16 protein-coding genes are annotated in these 16,503 nt (G+C 66.4%); 9 read left to right on the top strand and 7 right to left on the bottom strand.

The window, feature by feature from the left end; all coding sequences use genetic code 11:
• Nucleotides 1-43 precede the first annotated feature (43 nt).
• The 9 genes from V3B48_RS01000 (at nucleotide 44) to V3B48_RS00960 (ending at nucleotide 9,788) form a co-directional block, all read left to right on the top strand.
• The gene (locus V3B48_RS01000; protein ID WP_065723255.1) at nucleotides 44-1,420 is read left to right on the top strand and encodes a YncE family protein; all 1,377 of its coding nucleotides are present in this window, start codon (nucleotides 44-46) and stop codon (nucleotides 1,418-1,420) included.
• A gap of 51 nt (nucleotides 1,421-1,471) precedes the next feature.
• Complete coding sequence (locus V3B48_RS00995) at nucleotides 1,472-2,521, top strand: ABC transporter substrate-binding protein (protein WP_121503232.1); 1,050 nt, start codon at nucleotides 1,472-1,474, stop codon at nucleotides 2,519-2,521.
• On the top strand, nucleotides 2,518-3,561 hold the full coding sequence (locus tag V3B48_RS00990; protein WP_329893001.1) for an iron ABC transporter permease: 1,044 nt from the start codon (nucleotides 2,518-2,520) through the stop codon (nucleotides 3,559-3,561). The genes V3B48_RS00995 and V3B48_RS00990 overlap by 4 nt, the downstream gene beginning before the upstream one ends.
• Nucleotides 3,558-4,319: a heme ABC transporter ATP-binding protein gene (locus tag V3B48_RS00985; protein WP_049463341.1), complete on the top strand. Its 762-nt coding sequence runs from the start codon at nucleotides 3,558-3,560 to the stop codon at nucleotides 4,317-4,319. Before V3B48_RS00990 ends, V3B48_RS00985 begins: the two co-directional genes overlap by 4 nt.
• Nucleotides 4,320-4,488: 169 nt before the next feature.
• Nucleotides 4,489-5,067 (top strand): hypothetical protein, encoded by a 579-nt coding sequence (locus V3B48_RS00980; protein WP_329893000.1) that lies wholly within the window; start codon nucleotides 4,489-4,491, stop codon nucleotides 5,065-5,067.
• 74 nt (nucleotides 5,068-5,141) lie between these two features.
• Nucleotides 5,142-5,891, top strand: a complete 750-nt coding sequence (locus tag V3B48_RS00975; RefSeq protein ID WP_329892999.1) for a hypothetical protein — start codon at nucleotides 5,142-5,144, stop codon at nucleotides 5,889-5,891.
• A gap of 468 nt (nucleotides 5,892-6,359) precedes the next feature.
• A complete protein-coding gene (fusA, locus tag V3B48_RS00970) occupies nucleotides 6,360-8,396 on the top strand; it encodes an elongation factor G (RefSeq protein WP_329892998.1) in 2,037 nt (678 codons plus the stop codon).
• Between the two features lie 253 nt (nucleotides 8,397-8,649).
• Nucleotides 8,650-8,922: a hypothetical protein gene (locus V3B48_RS00965; protein ID WP_005409616.1), complete on the top strand. Its 273-nt coding sequence runs from the start codon at nucleotides 8,650-8,652 to the stop codon at nucleotides 8,920-8,922.
• A gap of 110 nt (nucleotides 8,923-9,032) precedes the next feature.
• Nucleotides 9,033-9,788 (top strand): SapC family protein, encoded by a 756-nt coding sequence (locus V3B48_RS00960; protein ID WP_032127340.1) that lies wholly within the window; start codon nucleotides 9,033-9,035, stop codon nucleotides 9,786-9,788.
• On the opposite strand, the gene V3B48_RS00955 is transcribed toward V3B48_RS00960, so the two are convergent.
• The 7 genes from V3B48_RS00955 to V3B48_RS00925 form a co-directional block, all read right to left on the bottom strand.
• Entirely contained in the window at nucleotides 9,789-12,113 is a 2,325-nt protein-coding gene (locus tag V3B48_RS00955; protein ID WP_329892997.1) for an ATP-binding protein, read from the bottom strand. It abuts the gene before it with no gap.
• On the bottom strand, nucleotides 12,110-12,856 hold the full coding sequence (locus tag V3B48_RS00950; protein WP_235202836.1) for a response regulator transcription factor: 747 nt from the start codon (nucleotides 12,854-12,856) through the stop codon (nucleotides 12,110-12,112). Before V3B48_RS00950 ends, V3B48_RS00955 begins: the two co-directional genes overlap by 4 nt.
• A gap of 44 nt (nucleotides 12,857-12,900) precedes the next feature.
• Nucleotides 12,901-13,428, bottom strand: coding sequence for a GNAT family N-acetyltransferase (locus V3B48_RS00945; RefSeq protein ID WP_032127338.1), 528 nt, complete (start codon nucleotides 13,426-13,428; stop codon nucleotides 12,901-12,903).
• Nucleotides 13,429-13,563: 135 nt separating this feature from the next.
• Nucleotides 13,564-14,097: a lipocalin family protein gene (locus V3B48_RS00940; RefSeq protein WP_032127337.1), complete on the bottom strand. Its 534-nt coding sequence runs from the start codon at nucleotides 14,095-14,097 to the stop codon at nucleotides 13,564-13,566.
• Between the two features lie 8 nt (nucleotides 14,098-14,105).
• Nucleotides 14,106-15,179 (bottom strand): class I SAM-dependent methyltransferase, encoded by a 1,074-nt coding sequence (locus tag V3B48_RS00935; protein ID WP_329892996.1) that lies wholly within the window; start codon nucleotides 15,177-15,179, stop codon nucleotides 14,106-14,108.
• Entirely contained in the window at nucleotides 15,176-15,961 is a 786-nt protein-coding gene (locus V3B48_RS00930) for a DUF1295 domain-containing protein (protein ID WP_121503240.1), read from the bottom strand. The genes V3B48_RS00935 and V3B48_RS00930 overlap by 4 nt, the downstream gene beginning before the upstream one ends.
• Nucleotides 15,958-16,503, bottom strand: coding sequence for a DUF2878 domain-containing protein (locus V3B48_RS00925; protein WP_329892995.1), 546 nt, complete (start codon nucleotides 16,501-16,503; stop codon nucleotides 15,958-15,960). The genes V3B48_RS00930 and V3B48_RS00925 overlap by 4 nt, the downstream gene beginning before the upstream one ends.

The raw sequence follows: 16,503 nt of genomic DNA, 5'->3' as shown, positions 1-16,503 counted from the left end.
TCCCGCGTCACGTGGCGCGGCCTACGTGTGCAAGGAGCCTTCCATGTCGTTCCGTCCGTCTTTCCGTCTCACCTCTCTCGCCGCTGGCCTGTTGCTGGCCGTGACCGCCACCGCACAGCCGGTGTTCGATCAGCCGGCCAACGCCACCTTCAAGGGCGAGGTCGTCTCGCGCGGTGAGAACGTGGTTCCCGGCAGCACTGCCGACGTGGTCGGTCGCGGTTTCGTGCCGGGCCAGAAAGTCAGCCTGTTGCGTGGCGACAGCGTACTCAACACGCAGCCGCTGGTGGTCGATGCCGATGGCAACTTCAAGACCCAGCTGAGCATTCCGGCCGACGCCGTGCCGGGTACCCACCCGGTGGTGGTGCGCGCCAGCCAGCCGGCTGCAGCCACCGTGCTGAAGCTGCGCGTCTCGCCGCAGCTGCCGCTGTCCGGCCAGGCGCAGTTCGCCACCCAGTCCAACAAGCTGGTGCCGGGCCTGTACCAGTCCGCCTACAGCGCCGCCAGCAACGCGGTGTTCGTGACCTCGGCCGTGGGCCGCCCGCCGGTGACCCAGTCGCAGCTGTTGAAGCTGGACCCGAAGTCGCTGAAGGTGACCAAGGCGATCACCCCGGCGCAGGTGCCGGGCAGCACCAATGGTGCGGTGTACGCGGTCTACGGCGTTGGCGTGGATGACACCAACGGCAACGTGTGGGTCACCAACACCCGCCAGAACTCCATCGCGGTCTACCGCCAGAAGGACCTGTCGCTGGTCCATCAGTTCCCGGTCGATGCCGTGCCGCATGCGCGCGACGTGGTGGTTGATGGCACCCACGGCAAGGTGTTTGCCTCGGCCACGGGTGAGGACCACCTGTCGGTGTTCGACGCCAAGACCCTCAAGGAGCTGCCGGCGGTGACGCTGGAGTCCGGCGTGGACGACGGCAAGTTCACCCCGATGAGCCTGGTGCTGGACGAGAAGGGCGGCAAGCTGTTCACCGTCAGCATCGGCACCCCGGAAGCGGCAGTGATCGACGTGGCCAGCGGCAAGGTCGAGAAGGTCATCGACCTGGGCAATTCGATCAGCGCCTCGGGCGTGGCCTTCGACGCAGCGCGCAACCGCCTGTACGTGGCCTCGCAGGGCACCGACAACCTGCTGATCGTCGATGTGGCCGCCGGCAAGGTGCTGCACGATGTGCCGGTCGGCGCCGGCGCGCTGAACGTCGCCTTCGATGATGCCTCCGGCCTGGCCTACGTCAGCAACCGTGGCGCTGGCACGGTCACCGTGGTGAATGGTGACGGCAAGGTGGTCGCCAACCTCGACGGCGGCACGCTGCCGAACCATGTCCGCGCCGATGGCAAGGGCAACGTGTTTGCGGTGAACAAGTCGCGTGGCGCCGAAGACCCGAAGGGTGACCGCATCACCCGCATCACCCCGAAGCAGTAAGTCACACGGCGGGGCGGCGTGCGCGTCGCCCCGCCAGCAAGGAGATCGAGCATGAACATCGCGTCCCGTCTGCGCCTGTGTGCGCTTCCGTTGGCTGTCTCGCTGGCACTGGCTGCCTGTGGCGGTTCATCGACGCCCTCCGATAGCGGCAAGCCGGTTGAGCCCGCCGCCGCCGCAACCGCGGCTGGCGAAGCCGCGTTGCCGGCTGGCTGGCAGCGCGTGGCGGGCACCGATATGCCGGCCGTGCGCGACCAGAAGGCAGTGCTGCCGGCCAAGGTGCATTCCGATGACGGCGCCGACGTCGAGGTGACCGATACCAGCCGCATCATTGCCGGTGGTGACGACGTGATCGCGGTGATCGAGGCGCTGGGACTGGACAAGCAGGTGTTCGCCGCGCCGACCAATACCACCACCCAGGCCGGCCTGGCTGCCCCGCACCAGTTCCTGTTCAACCGCACCACGGGCGTGGAGGGCGTGCTGAGCCTGCAGGGGTCGCTGTTCCTCGGCAACAGCCTGCGCCGCCACACCGAGCTGGCGAAGAAACTGCGTGAGGTGGGCGAACCGGCGGTGGTCATCGATGACCTGCAGCCGGCACCGGACAAGGTGCGCAAGGTCGCCGCCGCACTAGGGCTGGCCGAAGCAGGGCAGGCACTTGCCACGCAGGTGCAGCGCCAGCTCGATGAGGCTGCAGCGATTGGCAAGGGCCTGGGCCATGCGCCACGACTGATCCACGTGTCGGCCACCGGCGCCGGTGGCTCACCCACCGTTGCGGGTGCCGACAGTGCGTCGGCGCAGCTGATCGCACTGGCCGGTGGCGTCAACATCGGCACCGAGGCGGGTGTGAAGAACTACTCGCAGCTCAGCAATGAGGGCGTGGTCGCGGCCGCACCGGAGGTGATCCTGGTGACCGAGCACGATCTGCAGTTGTTCGGCGGTGCCGAGGGCCTGTGGAAGGCGTACCCGACGCTGAAGCAGACCCCGGCCGGGCAGGCCAATCGGGTCTGGGTGATGCCGGATGTGCAGCTGAAGTACACCAGTGTCGGTTCCGGTGCTGGTGCGCTGGCGCTGGCCAAGGCCCTGGCGGCGTTGCCGAAGGCATGAGTCCGGCGGATCGGCGCCGCCGTCGCGGGCGGACGATGTTGCTGGTGGCGTTGCTGGCACTGCTGGGGGCAGTGCTGGCCTCGTTCGCCGTGGGCCCGCTGCGGCTGCCGCCGATGGAGGTGATGCAGGCGTTGGCGGTGAAGCTGGGTCTGCTCGATCCACACGCGGTCAGCAGCCGCGACCTCGCTGTGGTCTGGCAGCTGCGTATTCCGCGTGCCCTGTTGGGCGCGATGGTCGGTGCGTCGCTGGCGATGGCCGGTGCCAGTCTGCAGGGTCTGTTCGGCAATCCGCTGGCCGATCCCGGCATTGTCGGTGTCAGCCAAGGCGCCGCACTGGGTGCAGTTGCCGCCATCGTGCTGGGTGCTGCGGGCGCGGCCGGTTGGCTGGTGCCGGTGGCCGCGTTCGCTGGCGGCGCACTGGCAATCGGCCTGACCTACGCATTGGCCCGGCCCGGCAAGGGTACGGGCAACGCCACGCTGCTGCTGGTCGGCATCGCGATGGCGGCGTTCTGCTCGGCGTTGATCGGTTTCCTTACATATATCGCCAGCGAGAGCGAGCTGCAGTCGCTGGTGTTCTGGCAGATGGGCTCGCTGGCGCGCGCCAACTGGGCCGATGTGGCGGCCGTGGTGCCGCTGTTCGCCATCGGCGTGTTTGCGTTGCAGCGATTGGCTACGCCGCTGGACATGCTGGCGTTGGGCGAACGCCAGGCACAGCACCTCGGGCTGGATGTCACCCGCACGCGTCGCCGCCTGGTGGCGTTCAGTGCGCTGCTGGTGGGTGCGGCGGTGGCGTTTGCTGGTTCGATCAGTTTCGTTGGCCTGGTGGTGCCGCACGTGGCGCGCCTGCTGGTCGGCCCTGGCCATCGCTGGTTGCTGCCGTTGTCAGGCCTGCTGGGCGCACTGCTGATCGTGGTGGCCGACACCGCCGCGCGCACATTGGATCCGCCGGCGGAGATTCCACTGGGCCTGTTTTCGGCCGCACTGGGCGCACCGTTCTTCCTCTGGCTGGTGCTGCAGCAGCGCCGCAAGGCCGCACCATGAGCGTGTTGTTGAAGCTGCACGAGGTGGTGGTCCGTCGCCAGCAGCGCGAGATCCTGCACGGCATCTCGCTGGCGTTCGAACCGGGTACGGTCACCGCACTGGTTGGCCCGAATGGCGCGGGCAAGTCCACGTTGTTGGCGGTCGCCGCCGGTGACCTGCGCGCTGACGCGGGCGAAGTCAGTCTGCTGGGCCGGCCGCTGACCAGCTACAAGGCCGGGCCACTGGCGCGCGAGCGCGCGGTGATGCCGCAGGAGCACGGCGTGCGCTTCGCGTTCAGTGTGGAAGAAGTGGTGGCGATGGGGCGGCTGCCGCATCCGCCGGATCCAGCCGTGGACGACGCCCAGGTGGAAGCGGCAATCGATGCCGCCGAGCTGCAGGCGCTGCGCCTGCGCGAGGTGCAGCAGCTGTCCGGTGGCGAGTCCGCCCGGACGACGTTCGCGCGCGTGCTGACGCAGGACACGCCGCTGCTGCTGCTGGATGAGCCGACCGCAGCGCTGGATCTGCGTCACCAGGAACGCACGCTGCGCAGTGTGCGCGCCTGTGCCGAAGCCGGTGCGTGCGTGATCGTGGTGCTGCACGACCTCAATCTGGCCGCGGGCTATGCCGACCGCATCGTGCTGCTGGAGCAGGGCAGGGTGGCGGCCGATGGCACGCCGTTGCAGGTGCTCACCGAAGACAACCTGCAGCGTGTCTACCAGCAGGATGTGGTGGTGCTGGAGCACCCGCGGCGCGGGGTGCCGCTGGTGGTGGTGACGTAGTCCGGAACTGCCTGCGAAGGTGGAGGGCGCACGTAGTTGCGCCTCTCAATTTTGACGCAAATGGACCGGCGTTAGTGGCTTGCTGCTTTGGCAGTTACATTGCGCCCAACGGGCGATGCTCCGGCGGGCGGAGCATCGGCTTTACTTCTTGAATGCTCTGCCTCATTGATTGGCCTTCGCCGAAGATTCGAGAGGGGTGCTCAGTGTGGGTGTGATGTTTAATGAAGTGTGGGGCACGCGGGCGGCGGTACTCTGCGTGGCAATGGGGCTCTCATTCCCGACTCAAGCGCAGCAGGATGTATCGTCGACCCTGTCCCGCTTGTTGCAGTGCCAGCTGACTCACCAGGAATTGGACAACTTCACTGATCGGATTGCAGCGGGCGACCTGACGGATTTCAGTCAGAGCAAGAAAGGTAATGGCGCGGCACTGATGCTCTGGGAGGCTCGGGCTCCTGTCATGGCGTGGGGAGAATCCTCGAAGCTTGTGCATGTTTCGGGTGTTCAGGAGATGCTTCTTGCAATTCCGGTGCCCGTTGGAGAAGAGATGGAGCGGGGGAGGTCCATTGCGAACCATATCGGGGGTATGTCATCGCGCTGGGATGCCGAGGCCATGGAAAGAGTGTATGGCTGGAAAGGACTCAATCTGTACAAAACGCTCCCTGGTGATCGACATGTACGGATGATTGTTGATCTTTCGTATTCACCGGGATGGGTGACGGTAGGCTGCACCTACGGGGAAATGAGCTGATCAGGGCCGCACGGGCGCATCGTGCCTTGCTCGACTTATCATGGTGCATCTGAATTTCTCAATGGACTGATGCAATGATCTGTAATGTTTCGCGTGGCGTGCTGCTGGCCGTGATCGCCGTCTCCGCAGGCGCCGCCAATGCGGCATCGACTTCGCCGGTGTCGCTGATGAGCGCGGGCGAGCAGGCCTCGCTGATCGAGAGCCGGTATTCCGCCGGCGGGGGCGCTCCGGTGGTTCCGGTGACGACCCGCTATTTCGCCAGTGATGAAGTGCTCATCAGCTGGGATGACCAGCAGGTGCTGATGCTGTGCAGGGAGGCGGTGTACCTGCAGATTCCTGCCGGCAAGGCAGGTGACGTTGCGCTGGCCGCTGAACAGCGGCAGATGATTGCCTATCAGGCAATGATGTCCGGCCTGGGTTCGCTTGCGACCGTGGCCGAAGCGGCGGGGGATTCGGTGGTGGTGGCAGACGACGGTAGCGAGACCCGTCGCGCAGGTGAAAGCAGCTGGGCCTACGGGGTGGAACGCCATGACGTCACTACCCAGCGCATGGCCGATGGCGCGCTGCGGATCCGGGCGCGCAAGACCGAGACCGTGAACAAGGCCAAGCCTGCGGAGCCGGACGACATGTTCAGCACCGAAGACGACCAGGCGGCGCGACTGTCGGAGCTGGCGCCGGTCGGCAGCTGGACCGAGGTGGTGGTCCATGGCGGCCCGCGCCAGGCGCAGGTGGATCCGGCGATGTCGTTGAAGGGCTGGATCTCGATGGGGGACGACCAGGCTGCGACGGTGGGTGAGGCGCGCAAGCTGCACGACTGCAAGTAAGGCAGGGCAGGGGTCAGAGCCCTTTGCATTGGGCAAAGGGAGCTGACCCCGGTCATTGCCGGCCTCATCGTTCTACTTATGGGTGCAATATTCACTTGCGCGCCAGATTGGCAGGTCTAGAATGCGCCCCATGAACCGGATGCCGCTCCTGAAGTTTTTCACCCTGACCCGCGCAAGCGCGGAACGGGCGTGTCTGCCTGGAGCCCCACGAGGCCGTTGAGACGGCCATCGCTGGACCTTCGACAGAGCGCCCTCCGGGGCGCTCTTTTCGTTTTCGTTTCTTGTGAGTCGACTAACAGTCGACTCTACCCAGTCGACCCTACCCAGTCGACCCTACCCAGTCGGCCCTACCCAGTACCCAAGGAGAACGTGCCATGCACCAGATCGCCGAGACCGAACGCTAGCCGCGCACCCTGTCGCCAACCGGGGTGCGCGGCCCCCGAAGTTGGCTTTGCAGGAACCTTTCTCATGAACACCCAAGTCCTTTCCCGCCGTCGCAATCTCGGCATCATTGCCCACATCGACGCCGGCAAGACCACGCTGACCGAACGCCTGCTGTGGAAAAGCGGCGAGATTCACCGCGTCGGCGAAGTGCACGACGGCAACGCGACCACCGATTTCTCGGCGATCGAACGCGAACGTGGCATCACCATCGGCGCTGCTGCCGTACAGGCGCAGTGGGCGCCGCGCGACCTGCCGCCGCATCGGCTGACCCTGATCGACACTCCCGGCCACATCGACTTCGCCATTGAAGTCGAGCGTTCGCTGCGTGTGCTCGACGGCGCCGTCGCCGTGTTCTCGGCGGTGGACGGCGTGCAGCCGCAGTCAGAGACGGTGTGGCGCCAGGCGCGTCGGCATCGCGTGCCGCTGATCGCGTTCGTCAACAAGATGGATCGCGTCGGCGCCTCGTTCGAGCGCGTGCTGGAGCAGCTGCAGGACAAGCTGCAGGCGCGGCCGTGGGCGCTCGGTGTGCCACTGGGCAGCGAAAGCGACTTCAACGGCTGGGTCGACCTGGTCGATGAGCGCGTGCTGCACTGGCAGGATGGTGCCGTAACCACGGTGACCCCGTGGGACGACGCGGCGCGCACCGTGTGGCAGCCGCAGCGCGACGCACTGGTCGAGGCCGTGGCCGACCACGACGAACTGCTGGCTGATGCCTGGCTGGAGGGTCGCGTGATCGATGCGAAACTGCTGCGGGCGGCGATCCGACGGGCGACGCTGGCGGGTGCAGGCGTGCCGGCGCTGGCCGGTGCGGCCTTCAAGGACAAGGGCATCGAGACGCTGCTGGATGCGGTGGTCGATTACCTGCCGTCGCCGCTGGATCGGCCTGCCGTCACCGCTGAAAGCGAGAGCGGCGAGGTGGTGCTGCCGCCGGATCCAGACGGTCCGCTGGCCGGCCTGCTGTTCAAGATCACTCACCAGCAGCACGGCGCATTGAGCTTCGTGCGGCTGTACTCGGGCATCTTGAAGGTCGGTGATGCCGTGGCCAGTTCGCAGCATCCGCAGGGTCGACGTGTCAGTCGCCTGGTGCGGGTGCAGGCCGACCAGACCCACGACATCGAACAGGCCGTGGCCGGTGACATCGTCGCGGTGCTGGGCTGGAAGGATGCGGTCAGTGGCGAAACGCTGAGCGGCCGTGCGCAGCCGCTGCGCCTGGAGAACATCCAGGCACAGGCGCCGGTGCTGGCCTGGCGGCTGGAGCCGGCGCGTGCGGCCGACCTGATCCGGATGGCGCAGGGTCTGGCCAGCCTGGCCCAGGAAGATCCCTCGTTCCGCGTCGAAACCGATCGCGACACGGCGGAGACCCTGGTCTGGGGCATGGGCGAGCTGCACCTGGAGGTGATGGTCGAGCGCCTGCGCAGCGAATGGAAGGTCGAGGTGGGCGTAGGTTCGCCGCGCGTGGCCTACCAGGAGACACCGCTGCATGCGATGGCCGGCGTGGTGGGGCGGCTGGTCAAGCAGACCGGTGGCCAGGGCCAGTTCGCGCACGTGGTGCTGGATGTGTCGCCGCGCGAGGACGACCAGGTCGTGTTCAACGACCGCATCGTCGGTGGCGTGGTGCCGCGCAGCTTCATCGCGGCGGTGGAGAAGGGCGTGCGTGCCGCGCTGTCGGAAGGTCCGCAGGGCCATCCGGTGGTCGGTATCGAGGTCAGTCTTGTCGATGGCCAGACCCATGCCAAGGACTCGTCGGAGATGGCGTTCCACCGTGCCGGTGCCGAGGCGATCAAGGCGGCACTGGCCGAAGGTGGCACGCAACTGCTGGAGCCAGTGATGGCGGTGACGGTGCATTCGCCGTCAGCGTCGGTGGGTGACGTGGTTGGCGACCTCAACCGCCGCCACGGCCGTATTGCCCGCATCGAGGACCAGGACGGTCGCGCCGAGGTCAGCGGCTTTGCGCCGCTGGCGCAGCTGGTGGGTTACACCACGTCGCTGCGGTCTCTCAGCCAGGGGCGGGCCAGCAGTGAGGCGCACCTGCATGGTTACGAGCCGGTACACGCTGCGTAAGGAAAGGCGAGGGGAGCCCGTGAGCGGGCTCCCTTTTTTTGTCGTCGGGAACGCCCATCCACGCATGGCGTGGATCTACCGGGTGATTGGGTTGCAGGCCCTGCAGTAGATCCACGCCATGCGTGGATGAATTCGCATCGACACCGGGATAATGCACTGCATCGCAACAAAACTGCAGAAAAAGCTGGATTAAAGTGATGCCTCACGATAAATTGCGCACCCCCCGTTGCTCGCCGCCGCCCGCACCCCTCTCATGCGTGATGACAAAGACCCCGGAACCCTGGAGCTGACCCTGCCGCGAAAGCGCGGTCGTCCGCCCAAGTTCGGGTACGCAATGAGTGACGCGCAGCGCGCAGCGCGCTACCGCGCGCGCCGGGCCGGGCAGGCCAACCATGCCGATGTGCGCTCCTGCTCGGACATGGTGCTGCTGGACAAGATCCGCGCTGCTGTGAGCGCGCGCGACACCGAGCTGGCCGGGTTCCTGGTCCACGTCCTCTGGCAGCGCTACCCCCTGCAGTTGAAATAGGCCGTCGGTGGGGTGGCCGTTGTCATCGAGCTTGTTGATAATGCGGGATTCAGGTTGTTCCCGCTGGCGCGCCCGGGATGGCAGGCGCGCATGATCGAACGGTTCCCAAGATGACGACCACCAGCGACACCACCACCGAAGCGGCGCCGAGCAGCGCCCCCCTGTTCTACACCCGTCCGGTGCCGCTGCAGGCCGATGTGCATGCCGATCTGCGCATCCTGCCGGGCAGGCTCGAGTTTGCCGCCGGCAACAACGCCATTCCGCTGGTGCTGGGCGAGTTCTCGCTGGCCCTGCACCACTTCCCGATCCTGTTCGCCGGCCCGACCGCCGTGCCGATGGCAGCCGTGGGCGTGTCCGACCAGAACCTGTTCATCAAGGACGGCCTGTGGGAAGACGAGGCCTATATCCCGGCCTACCTGCGTCGCCACCCCTTCATCTTCATCGACACCGGTGCGGACAACGACTTCCTGCTGGGCATCGACGAAGAGAGCGCGCGCGTGGTCAAGGGCGGTGACGAAGGCCAGCCGCTGTTCGTCGATGGCAAGGCCACCGACATGGTGCAGCAGGCGTTGGAGTTCTGCGGCCAGTACACCCGCGAGCACGAACAGACCCAGGCCTTCTCCAAGGCGCTGATCGACAACGGCCTGCTGGTCGAGCGCAACGCCACCGTCCGCACTCCGGATGGCCGCGAGTTCAATCTCAACGGCTTCCTGGTGGTGGACGTCGAGAAGTTCGTGGCGCTGCCGGAAGCGACCGTGGTCGAGTGGCACCGCAGCGGCTGGCTGGCGCTGATCCACCAGCACCTGATGTCGCTGGGTCGCTTCAATGACCTGACCCGTCGCCAGGTCGAGCGCCTGGCGGCCTGATCAGGCCGATGGTGCGGCTTCCGCCTTGCGGGAGCCGTGCCACTGCTGCAATCCCCGCAGCAGTCGCCGCGCCTCGACCCAGTCAGGCGCGGCCTCATGCCCCAGTTCCCACAGGTCGGCCGCCGTGCCGGCCTGATCCGTTGCCCGGCACATCTGCAGCGTTCCCTGCAGCCGGTGTGCATGATGGCGCAGTGTCGAGGTATTGGCGTCCTGCACGGCCTGTTCAATCCTGGCCAGTTCATGGGCAATGTCCGCAGCGTAATCCGGCGCGGCGCCAGGGGTGTCATCGGGCGCAGTGCCGTGCGCCGAGGGCGGCAGGTCCAGCGCCTGCAGCAGGCTCGCAACCTGCAGCGGCTTGATCAGGATGGCGTCGAAGCCGGCCCTTCGGCAGCGTGCCGCGTGCCGGCGGCCCATGCGGGCGGACAGGGCAATCACTCGCAGAGGTGCCTGTGCCTGCGCGCGCAGCTGCTGCGCCAGTGCATAGCCATCCGAGCCGCGAAGCCCGATATCCAGTACGACCGTGCCGCGCGGTCGTAGCGCATGCTCGGCCAATGCGGCGTCGGCATCGGCAACCGCGCGTACGTCGGCGCCCAGCCGACGCAGTTGCTCTGCAACGACATGCCGGCTGAGTGCATGATCTTCGACAAGGAGCAGGTCGATGCCGGTCAGTGGCGTCTGCTGCAGCGGCTCGATGGGCGGCTGATCGCCGTGAACGGCGCGGACCGGCAATCGCAGGGTGAAGCGGCTGCCGCGCCCATGCACGCTGTGTGCGGTCAGGTTGCCGCCCATGGCAACGGCCAGTTCGTGCGCAATCGTCAGACCCAGTCCGCTGCCGCCACGTCTCGGGCCCTCCTCGTTCTGCTGGAATGGTCGGAACAGAAGCGCCAGTTGAGCGGGTGCGATGCCGATGCCGCTGTCGATCACATCCAGCAGCAGCTCCCGGGGAGACAGGGCGGGTTGTAGTTGCAGGCGCACCTCGATACCGCCGACATCGGTGAATTTCAATGCATTGCCCAGCAGGTTGTCGATAATCTGGCGCAGTCCATCAGCATCGAGCACAACCACCGGCGCTGGATCGGGCGCGCGATCCAACTGGAGTGACAGCCCTCTCCGTAGTGCCTCCGGCCGGATTGCTTCCAGTGCGCGGGCACAGAGTTGGCCGACGTCGCAGGGCGTGGGATGCGGCCTGAAGCTGCCGCTGGCAAGGCGCGAGAACGCCAGCGAGCGATCGAGCAGCCTGCGCAGCGAGTGGCCGGCGGCAAGGGCAGCCGCGAGCAGTTCACGCTGCCCCTTGGGCAGGTGTGACTGGCTCAGCAGGTCGATCGAAGCCAGTACTGTCTGCGCGGAATTGCGCACTTCATGGCTGATCATTCCCGCCGCGCGCCCGAGGCGTTGTTCCGCGCGGCTGATTCGCCAGCGTAATGCCTGCCAGAGCACGGGCAGGCCGATGAGTGCCGCGGCCAGACACAGCAACCAGAGCAGGAGCGGGGAACGCACCCGATCCAGTGCGCTCTCGATGGATGTGGGCAGCATCTGCTGCGCCCACAACTCCAGCAGGCCTGCGTGCTCTTCGAGGGTGATGGCGCGCAGCGCCTGATCGATGCGCGCCAGCAGCTGCTGGTCCTCCCGGCGGACAAGCAGGTGCAGATCGGTGGAGAATCCGCTGTCGAACGGGTGCAATTGCAGGCTTCCCGTGAAGTGCTGCCGGATCATCGAGTGCAGCGTTGCTTCCAGGCCGATCGCAGCATCGGCGTTGCCGCTTTCAACAGCGGCCAGGGCCGCATGGCGGTCGGGGAGATGCAGGAGGTGGATCCGGGGGTGGTGGATCGTCAGCCAGTCGGCATAGGGGCCGCCGTCAACCACGGCCAGCAGCTGCGCCCTCACGCCGGTAATGTCACGGGGCGGGTGCTCGCCTTTACGCACAGCCAATACCGTCTTGCCGCCATGGAAAGCGCCGGAGGCCCTCAGGTCGGGACAGGGAAGCGGGTGATGCGAGGGGCTGCCCATGACCAGCACCAGGTCGGCCTCGTCCCGGCAGACGGCAGCGACCGCTGCGCTCGTGCTGGGGTAGTTGAGATCGCGGAAGCGCAGGCCGGAATGCCGAGCCACAAGCCTGGCATAGCCATGGGCGAGGGTGGGCAGTGCGCTTGAATCCGCCAGCGTTGGGGGGAGCGGTCGCAATGATGGCGCGGTGGCAACCCGCACTTCGCGGCCGGCGGACCATCTCCGCAACTGTGCATCCTCGGCCGATGCAGCCGGCAGCAGGATCAGGGCCAGCAACAACGTGCACGACGTGCGCAGACGGAGGCGAACGCGCCGCCTCATTGGAGCTCCAGCTGCTGCCGCAGTGCATAGATCTCCACGTCATTGCGCAACCCGAGCTTGCGCAGGGCGGCGACCTTCTGGGTGCTGACCGTCTTGACGCTGCGGTGGCGGCGCAGCGCGATCTCCGAGACAGTCAGGCCGGCCAGGAGCAGGTCCAGCACTTCGCGTTCATTGCGGCTGAGTTCCTCGCGGCACGCCGGGAACAGGCAATCGGCAGGGAGGCGGCACAGCCCCTGCGAGATGCGCACGATGGCATCAGACAGCATCTCCAGGGGCTCGGACTTGCTGACTACGCCGGAGATGCCGCTCGCCAGCAGGTGGTCGATGCGGGTGGTTGGCGTCAGCGTGGCGAAGGCGAGCAGGGGGATATGTGGAAAACACTTGCGCAGCAGGGGAACCAGCTCATCACTGCTGCGGTCGCCAGGCGCCAGGGTGAGATCGATGATGGCGACATCCACTGCCAACTGGCGCAGGCTGCCGATGAGCTCATCGCTGCGGGTGTGGCTGGCGACAATGCTGAAGCGGACGTCGCGGGACAGGTGCAGGGCGGTGCCGCGGCGGACGATTTCGTGATCGTCGAGGAGTGCCAGCCGCAGTCGGCGCGGTGCAGGATATCCATTCATGCGCAGGGAGGTGATCGGCGCCCGCAGGGCGTGGCGATCATTCTGGCGCCGCTGTCGCGTCGAGCATCGAACTTGTTGGAATTTTGCGATTATTCCTAAGAATCGATGCGTAAAGCCCATCAATTCAATGCCGCCGATTGATGAGGTGGATCGTCAGTACCCAATCAAGCGCTTCGGGGTACTTCGCTCGCGCTGCGCAGGTCGCGGGCCATTTCGCTGGTCGCAGCCCATCCGAGATCCGCATACAGTGGTTTCCCTTGGGTGGTAGCGTGCAGCACCGCGTAGGCCACCGCTCGTCCGGCGAATGCATGGTCGGCCAGTTTCATCAGTTGGCGGGCGATGCCGCGACGCCGATAGCCGGGCTCCACGTAGACATTGAGTACGTAGCCGCGCGTGTCCTGCTCTGGATGGGCGGGGTGGGGCGGCCAGTCGATCAGCATCAGACCAATGCCTGCGATGGGTTGTCCATTGTCGGAAAGGACATGGCCGAAGTAGTCGCCTGACACCAGGCGCGGTTCGAGCCAGGTACGGAACGGGGCCGCCATCTGCTGAAGGATCTCTTCGCTCCGGCCGCTTTCACGGAACATCGCTTCTCGGTGAGCGCAGATGAGGTCGAGGTCGCACGGAAGGATCTGCCGGACTTCGAATCCATTCCAGGAGGTTGTGATGGCATCGTCCGCGGGGCTGTTCATCGATCGTGTATCCGTTCCGGCCTTGCTGGCCTGCCCAGCATCGTATCTGCAGGGCGCGTCGCGAGTGCACCACGTTGCAATGATTGATGATCGACTGATGCTCCAGGACGATCGACCCGGGCAGAAGGTGCCGCGTCATCGCACCGATTGCGGCACCCGCCTCAGCTTGCGGGTGTCGTAACCCATGGCCGCAATCCGCTCGACCGCCTGCTGGTAGTCACTGTCCGACACCTGCGGGGTGCGGGCCATGTACCAGACGTAATCGCGCTTGCTTCGTGCCACGATGGTCTGGCGGTAGCTTTCATCGAGCCAGGCGATCACGTACTCAGCCTGGATCGGCCAGATGAACTGCATGCCCCAGACCGCGCCGTTGCCTTCCTTCTCGACACGGCCGATGGGGTGCATGGACTTCTGTGGCGCTTCGAAGCTGCCTTTGCGGTACGTGAAGGTGGTCTGGATGCGTCCATCGGGGCGCAGGGCATAGCTCTCCACGGCGTCGAAGGCCTCGCGCTCAGGGCGCGACGGGATATGCGCGATTACGTACCAGTCGCCCATGAAGCGCGGTACATCCACCGACGGCGGACGCGGCAACGGGCGGGTGTCGCTGGAGTTGCAGCCGGAACCGAACAGGCCCACCGCGATCAGGGGGAGCAGCGGAAACATGCGCATCGGGCACCTCAGCGGGGTCGGAACAGATAGTGGGCCACCAGCCACTGCTGGCCGTCGTCGTAGCCGAACAGCTCGGCGCATGCCATCCAGAACATCCGCCAGCGCTGCCACCAGACCTTCGCTGCAGCCTGGCCATAGGTGGCGATCAACACCGGCATCACCCGCTCGCGGGCCGCATCCTGGTTGGCCAGCCAGTGGTCGGCCGTGCGCTGGTAATGGGTGCCGTCCAGTAACCACCGTTGCTTCAGGCGCAGGTCGCGCTGGAAATGCAGCAGTGTGTCGGCTGCCGGCATCAGTCCGCCGGTAAAGAAGTGGCGACCCATCCAGTTGTCGCCGCCGTCTGTCTCGAACGGATACATCAGTGTGCGATGGGCGAAGATGTGCACGAACAGTGCACCGTCTGGTTTCAGCCACCGTGCGATGGCTGCCAGCAGGCGCTGGTAGTTGCGTACGTGCTCGAACATCTCCACCGAGACACAGCGGTCGAACCGGGCCGTCGGCAGGTCAAGCTGGTTGACGTCGCGGGTCATCACCTCGACGTTGCCCAGGCCGCGCGCCTGGCACTGCGCCATGATGTACTGGCGTTGGCTGTGCGAGTTGGAGACGGCGGTGATATGCGCCTGCGGGTAACGTTCGGCCATCCACAGGGTCAATGAGCCCCAGCCGCAGCCCAGCTCAAGTATCTGCTGGCCATCGGCCAGTCCGGCGCGCTGGCCGTACAGTTCCAGCATGGCGTCCTCGGCCTGGTCCAGCGTTTCGCGCCCGGTGGCGTAGTAGCAGCTGCTGTACTTCAGCCGCTTGCCCAGGCAGGCCTGGAAGAATGCCGCGGGAACTTCGTAGTGCTGGCGGTTGGCCGCTTCGGTATGCAGCGCGAGTGGGCTGTCGGCCAGCTCGGTGATGCGCTGGCTGAAGCGTGCCGATTGGCCTTCGATGCCGCCTTCGCTTTCCTCATGCAGGCGTTGCGCGCACAAGCGGCGGATGCCCGCACGCAGCGCCGCATCGGGCACCAGCCCACGTTCGGCCCAGGCGATCAGCCCGGTTTCCGCATCTTCGGCCGGATTCAGTGACGGGATCGCGCTCATGCGGAGTGCTCCTTGGAAGAACGGGGGAACCAGGGAAAGAACATCGATGTAGTGCGCTGGTAGGCGCGGTAGTCGTCGCCGCGGCTGCGCAGCGCTTGCTTTTCAGTGAAGGGAATGCCGCTGAGATAGCGCAGGAACACGTACATCAGCAGCGGGCCGGCCCAGGCCAGCCACCACAGTGGCGAGCCGACCGCGAGCAGGACGTAGCTGAACCAGTGCAGCCACTCGAAGAAGTAGTTGGGGTGGCGGGAGTAGCGCCACAGCCCCTCGCGGCAGGTTCGGCCGTTGTTCGCCGGGTCGGCGCGGAAGCGGGCCAACTGGTGGTCGGCCAGGCTCTCGCCGCCGACGCTCAGCAGCCAGACAAGTGCGGCGGCCACGATCCACAACGTCGTGCTTGTCTGCGGACTGGCCGCCACCGCGACGAAGGGCAGGGCGAACAGCACGACCAGCAGCGCCTGGGCCATGAAGAAGCCGAAGATCTTGCCTTGATGCCCTTGCCAGTGCTCGCGCAGATAACGGTAGCGGCCGTCTTCCTGTTCGTGGCGGACCCGGCGCCACAGGTGAAAAGCGAGTCGACTGCCCCACAGGCCACCGAGCATGCCGAGCGCCATCCGTGGCGCCGCCGCACCATCGCCGAGCCACGCCAGCAACAGGGCTGACGCGCCCACGCCCTTGGCCCAGAGCACATCGACCACGCCGATGTTGTGATGGCGGCGCTGCCAGGCCCAACCCCAGCTCATCACCAGTACGGCATACAGCAGGACCCACAACAGATTGATCATGACGGTGCTCCTGCCAGGGGCGGCGGGAAGGTGCGGGAGCCGCGACGAGCGGCCATGCACAGCAGCGAAAGCGCGATGCTCCAGCCCACACCCAGCACCAGCAGGCCCTGCCACAGCGGCGCAGTGAAACGCACCGCCTCGAAACCGCGCGCTGCGGAGAGATACGCCAGCGGGGCCAGCAACAGGCCAAACAGGGCTGGCAGGGCAGGGTGGCGCAGCAGGAAGCGCATCGAAGTGGTCAGCGTCATCGCAAACGCGGCCCACAACGCCATGATCCAAAGGGGCGGAGCCCAGCCCAGCGGGGCAGCAGCGTAGCGCACGGCGCCGCTGGCGGCGGCACTGGCGTCGACCAGCCACGCGCAGGCCAGCGCCAGCAGCATCAGCCGAAGGTCCAGCCGAGGGTGCGGTGAAGTCAGCAGCTGGCTGCCGATATAGATCGTTGCGGCCAGCAGCGCCGGCCACTGCCAGCCTCGCCCTGCGCCGGCCACGGCACACAGCCAGACCAGCTGGTTGCCAAGCAGATTGGTCCAGAACCGGCGCAT

The sequence above is a fragment of the Stenotrophomonas sp. SMYL20 genome, from assembly GCF_036320045.1.
Classification (GTDB): Bacteria; Pseudomonadota; Gammaproteobacteria; order Xanthomonadales; family Xanthomonadaceae; genus Stenotrophomonas; species Stenotrophomonas maltophilia_A.
This window is presented reverse-complemented; position numbering and strand designations above follow the sequence as displayed.

What these genes read in the sequence shown, in the direction of transcription:
- V3B48_RS01000 (WP_065723255.1), top strand. Translation starts at nt 44, where the DNA reads ATGTCGTTCCGTCCGTCTTTCCGTCTCACCTCTCTCGCCGCTGGCCTG.
- V3B48_RS00995 (WP_121503232.1), top strand. Translation starts at nt 1,472, where the DNA reads ATGAACATCGCGTCCCGTCTGCGCCTGTGTGCGCTTCCGTTGGCTGTC.
- V3B48_RS00990 (WP_329893001.1), top strand. Translation starts at nt 2,518, where the DNA reads ATGAGTCCGGCGGATCGGCGCCGCCGTCGCGGGCGGACGATGTTGCTG.
- V3B48_RS00985 (WP_049463341.1), top strand. Translation starts at nt 3,558, where the DNA reads ATGAGCGTGTTGTTGAAGCTGCACGAGGTGGTGGTCCGTCGCCAGCAG.
- V3B48_RS00975 (WP_329892999.1), top strand. Translation starts at nt 5,142, where the DNA reads ATGATCTGTAATGTTTCGCGTGGCGTGCTGCTGGCCGTGATCGCCGTC.
- fusA (WP_329892998.1), top strand. Translation starts at nt 6,360, where the DNA reads ATGAACACCCAAGTCCTTTCCCGCCGTCGCAATCTCGGCATCATTGCC.
- V3B48_RS00965 (WP_005409616.1), top strand. Translation starts at nt 8,650, where the DNA reads ATGCGTGATGACAAAGACCCCGGAACCCTGGAGCTGACCCTGCCGCGA.
- V3B48_RS00960 (WP_032127340.1), top strand. Translation starts at nt 9,033, where the DNA reads ATGACGACCACCAGCGACACCACCACCGAAGCGGCGCCGAGCAGCGCC.
- V3B48_RS00955 (WP_329892997.1), bottom strand. Translation starts at nt 12,113, where the DNA reads ATGAGGCGGCGCGTTCGCCTCCGTCTGCGCACGTCGTGCACGTTGTTG.
- V3B48_RS00950 (WP_235202836.1), bottom strand. Translation starts at nt 12,856, where the DNA reads ATGGGCTTTACGCATCGATTCTTAGGAATAATCGCAAAATTCCAACAA.
- V3B48_RS00945 (WP_032127338.1), bottom strand. Translation starts at nt 13,428, where the DNA reads ATGAACAGCCCCGCGGACGATGCCATCACAACCTCCTGGAATGGATTC.
- V3B48_RS00940 (WP_032127337.1), bottom strand. Translation starts at nt 14,097, where the DNA reads ATGCGCATGTTTCCGCTGCTCCCCCTGATCGCGGTGGGCCTGTTCGGT.
- V3B48_RS00935 (WP_329892996.1), bottom strand. Translation starts at nt 15,179, where the DNA reads ATGAGCGCGATCCCGTCACTGAATCCGGCCGAAGATGCGGAAACCGGG.
- V3B48_RS00930 (WP_121503240.1), bottom strand. Translation starts at nt 15,961, where the DNA reads ATGATCAATCTGTTGTGGGTCCTGCTGTATGCCGTACTGGTGATGAGC.
- V3B48_RS00925 (WP_329892995.1), bottom strand. Translation starts at nt 16,503, where the DNA reads ATGCGCCGGTTCTGGACCAATCTGCTTGGCAACCAGCTGGTCTGGCTG.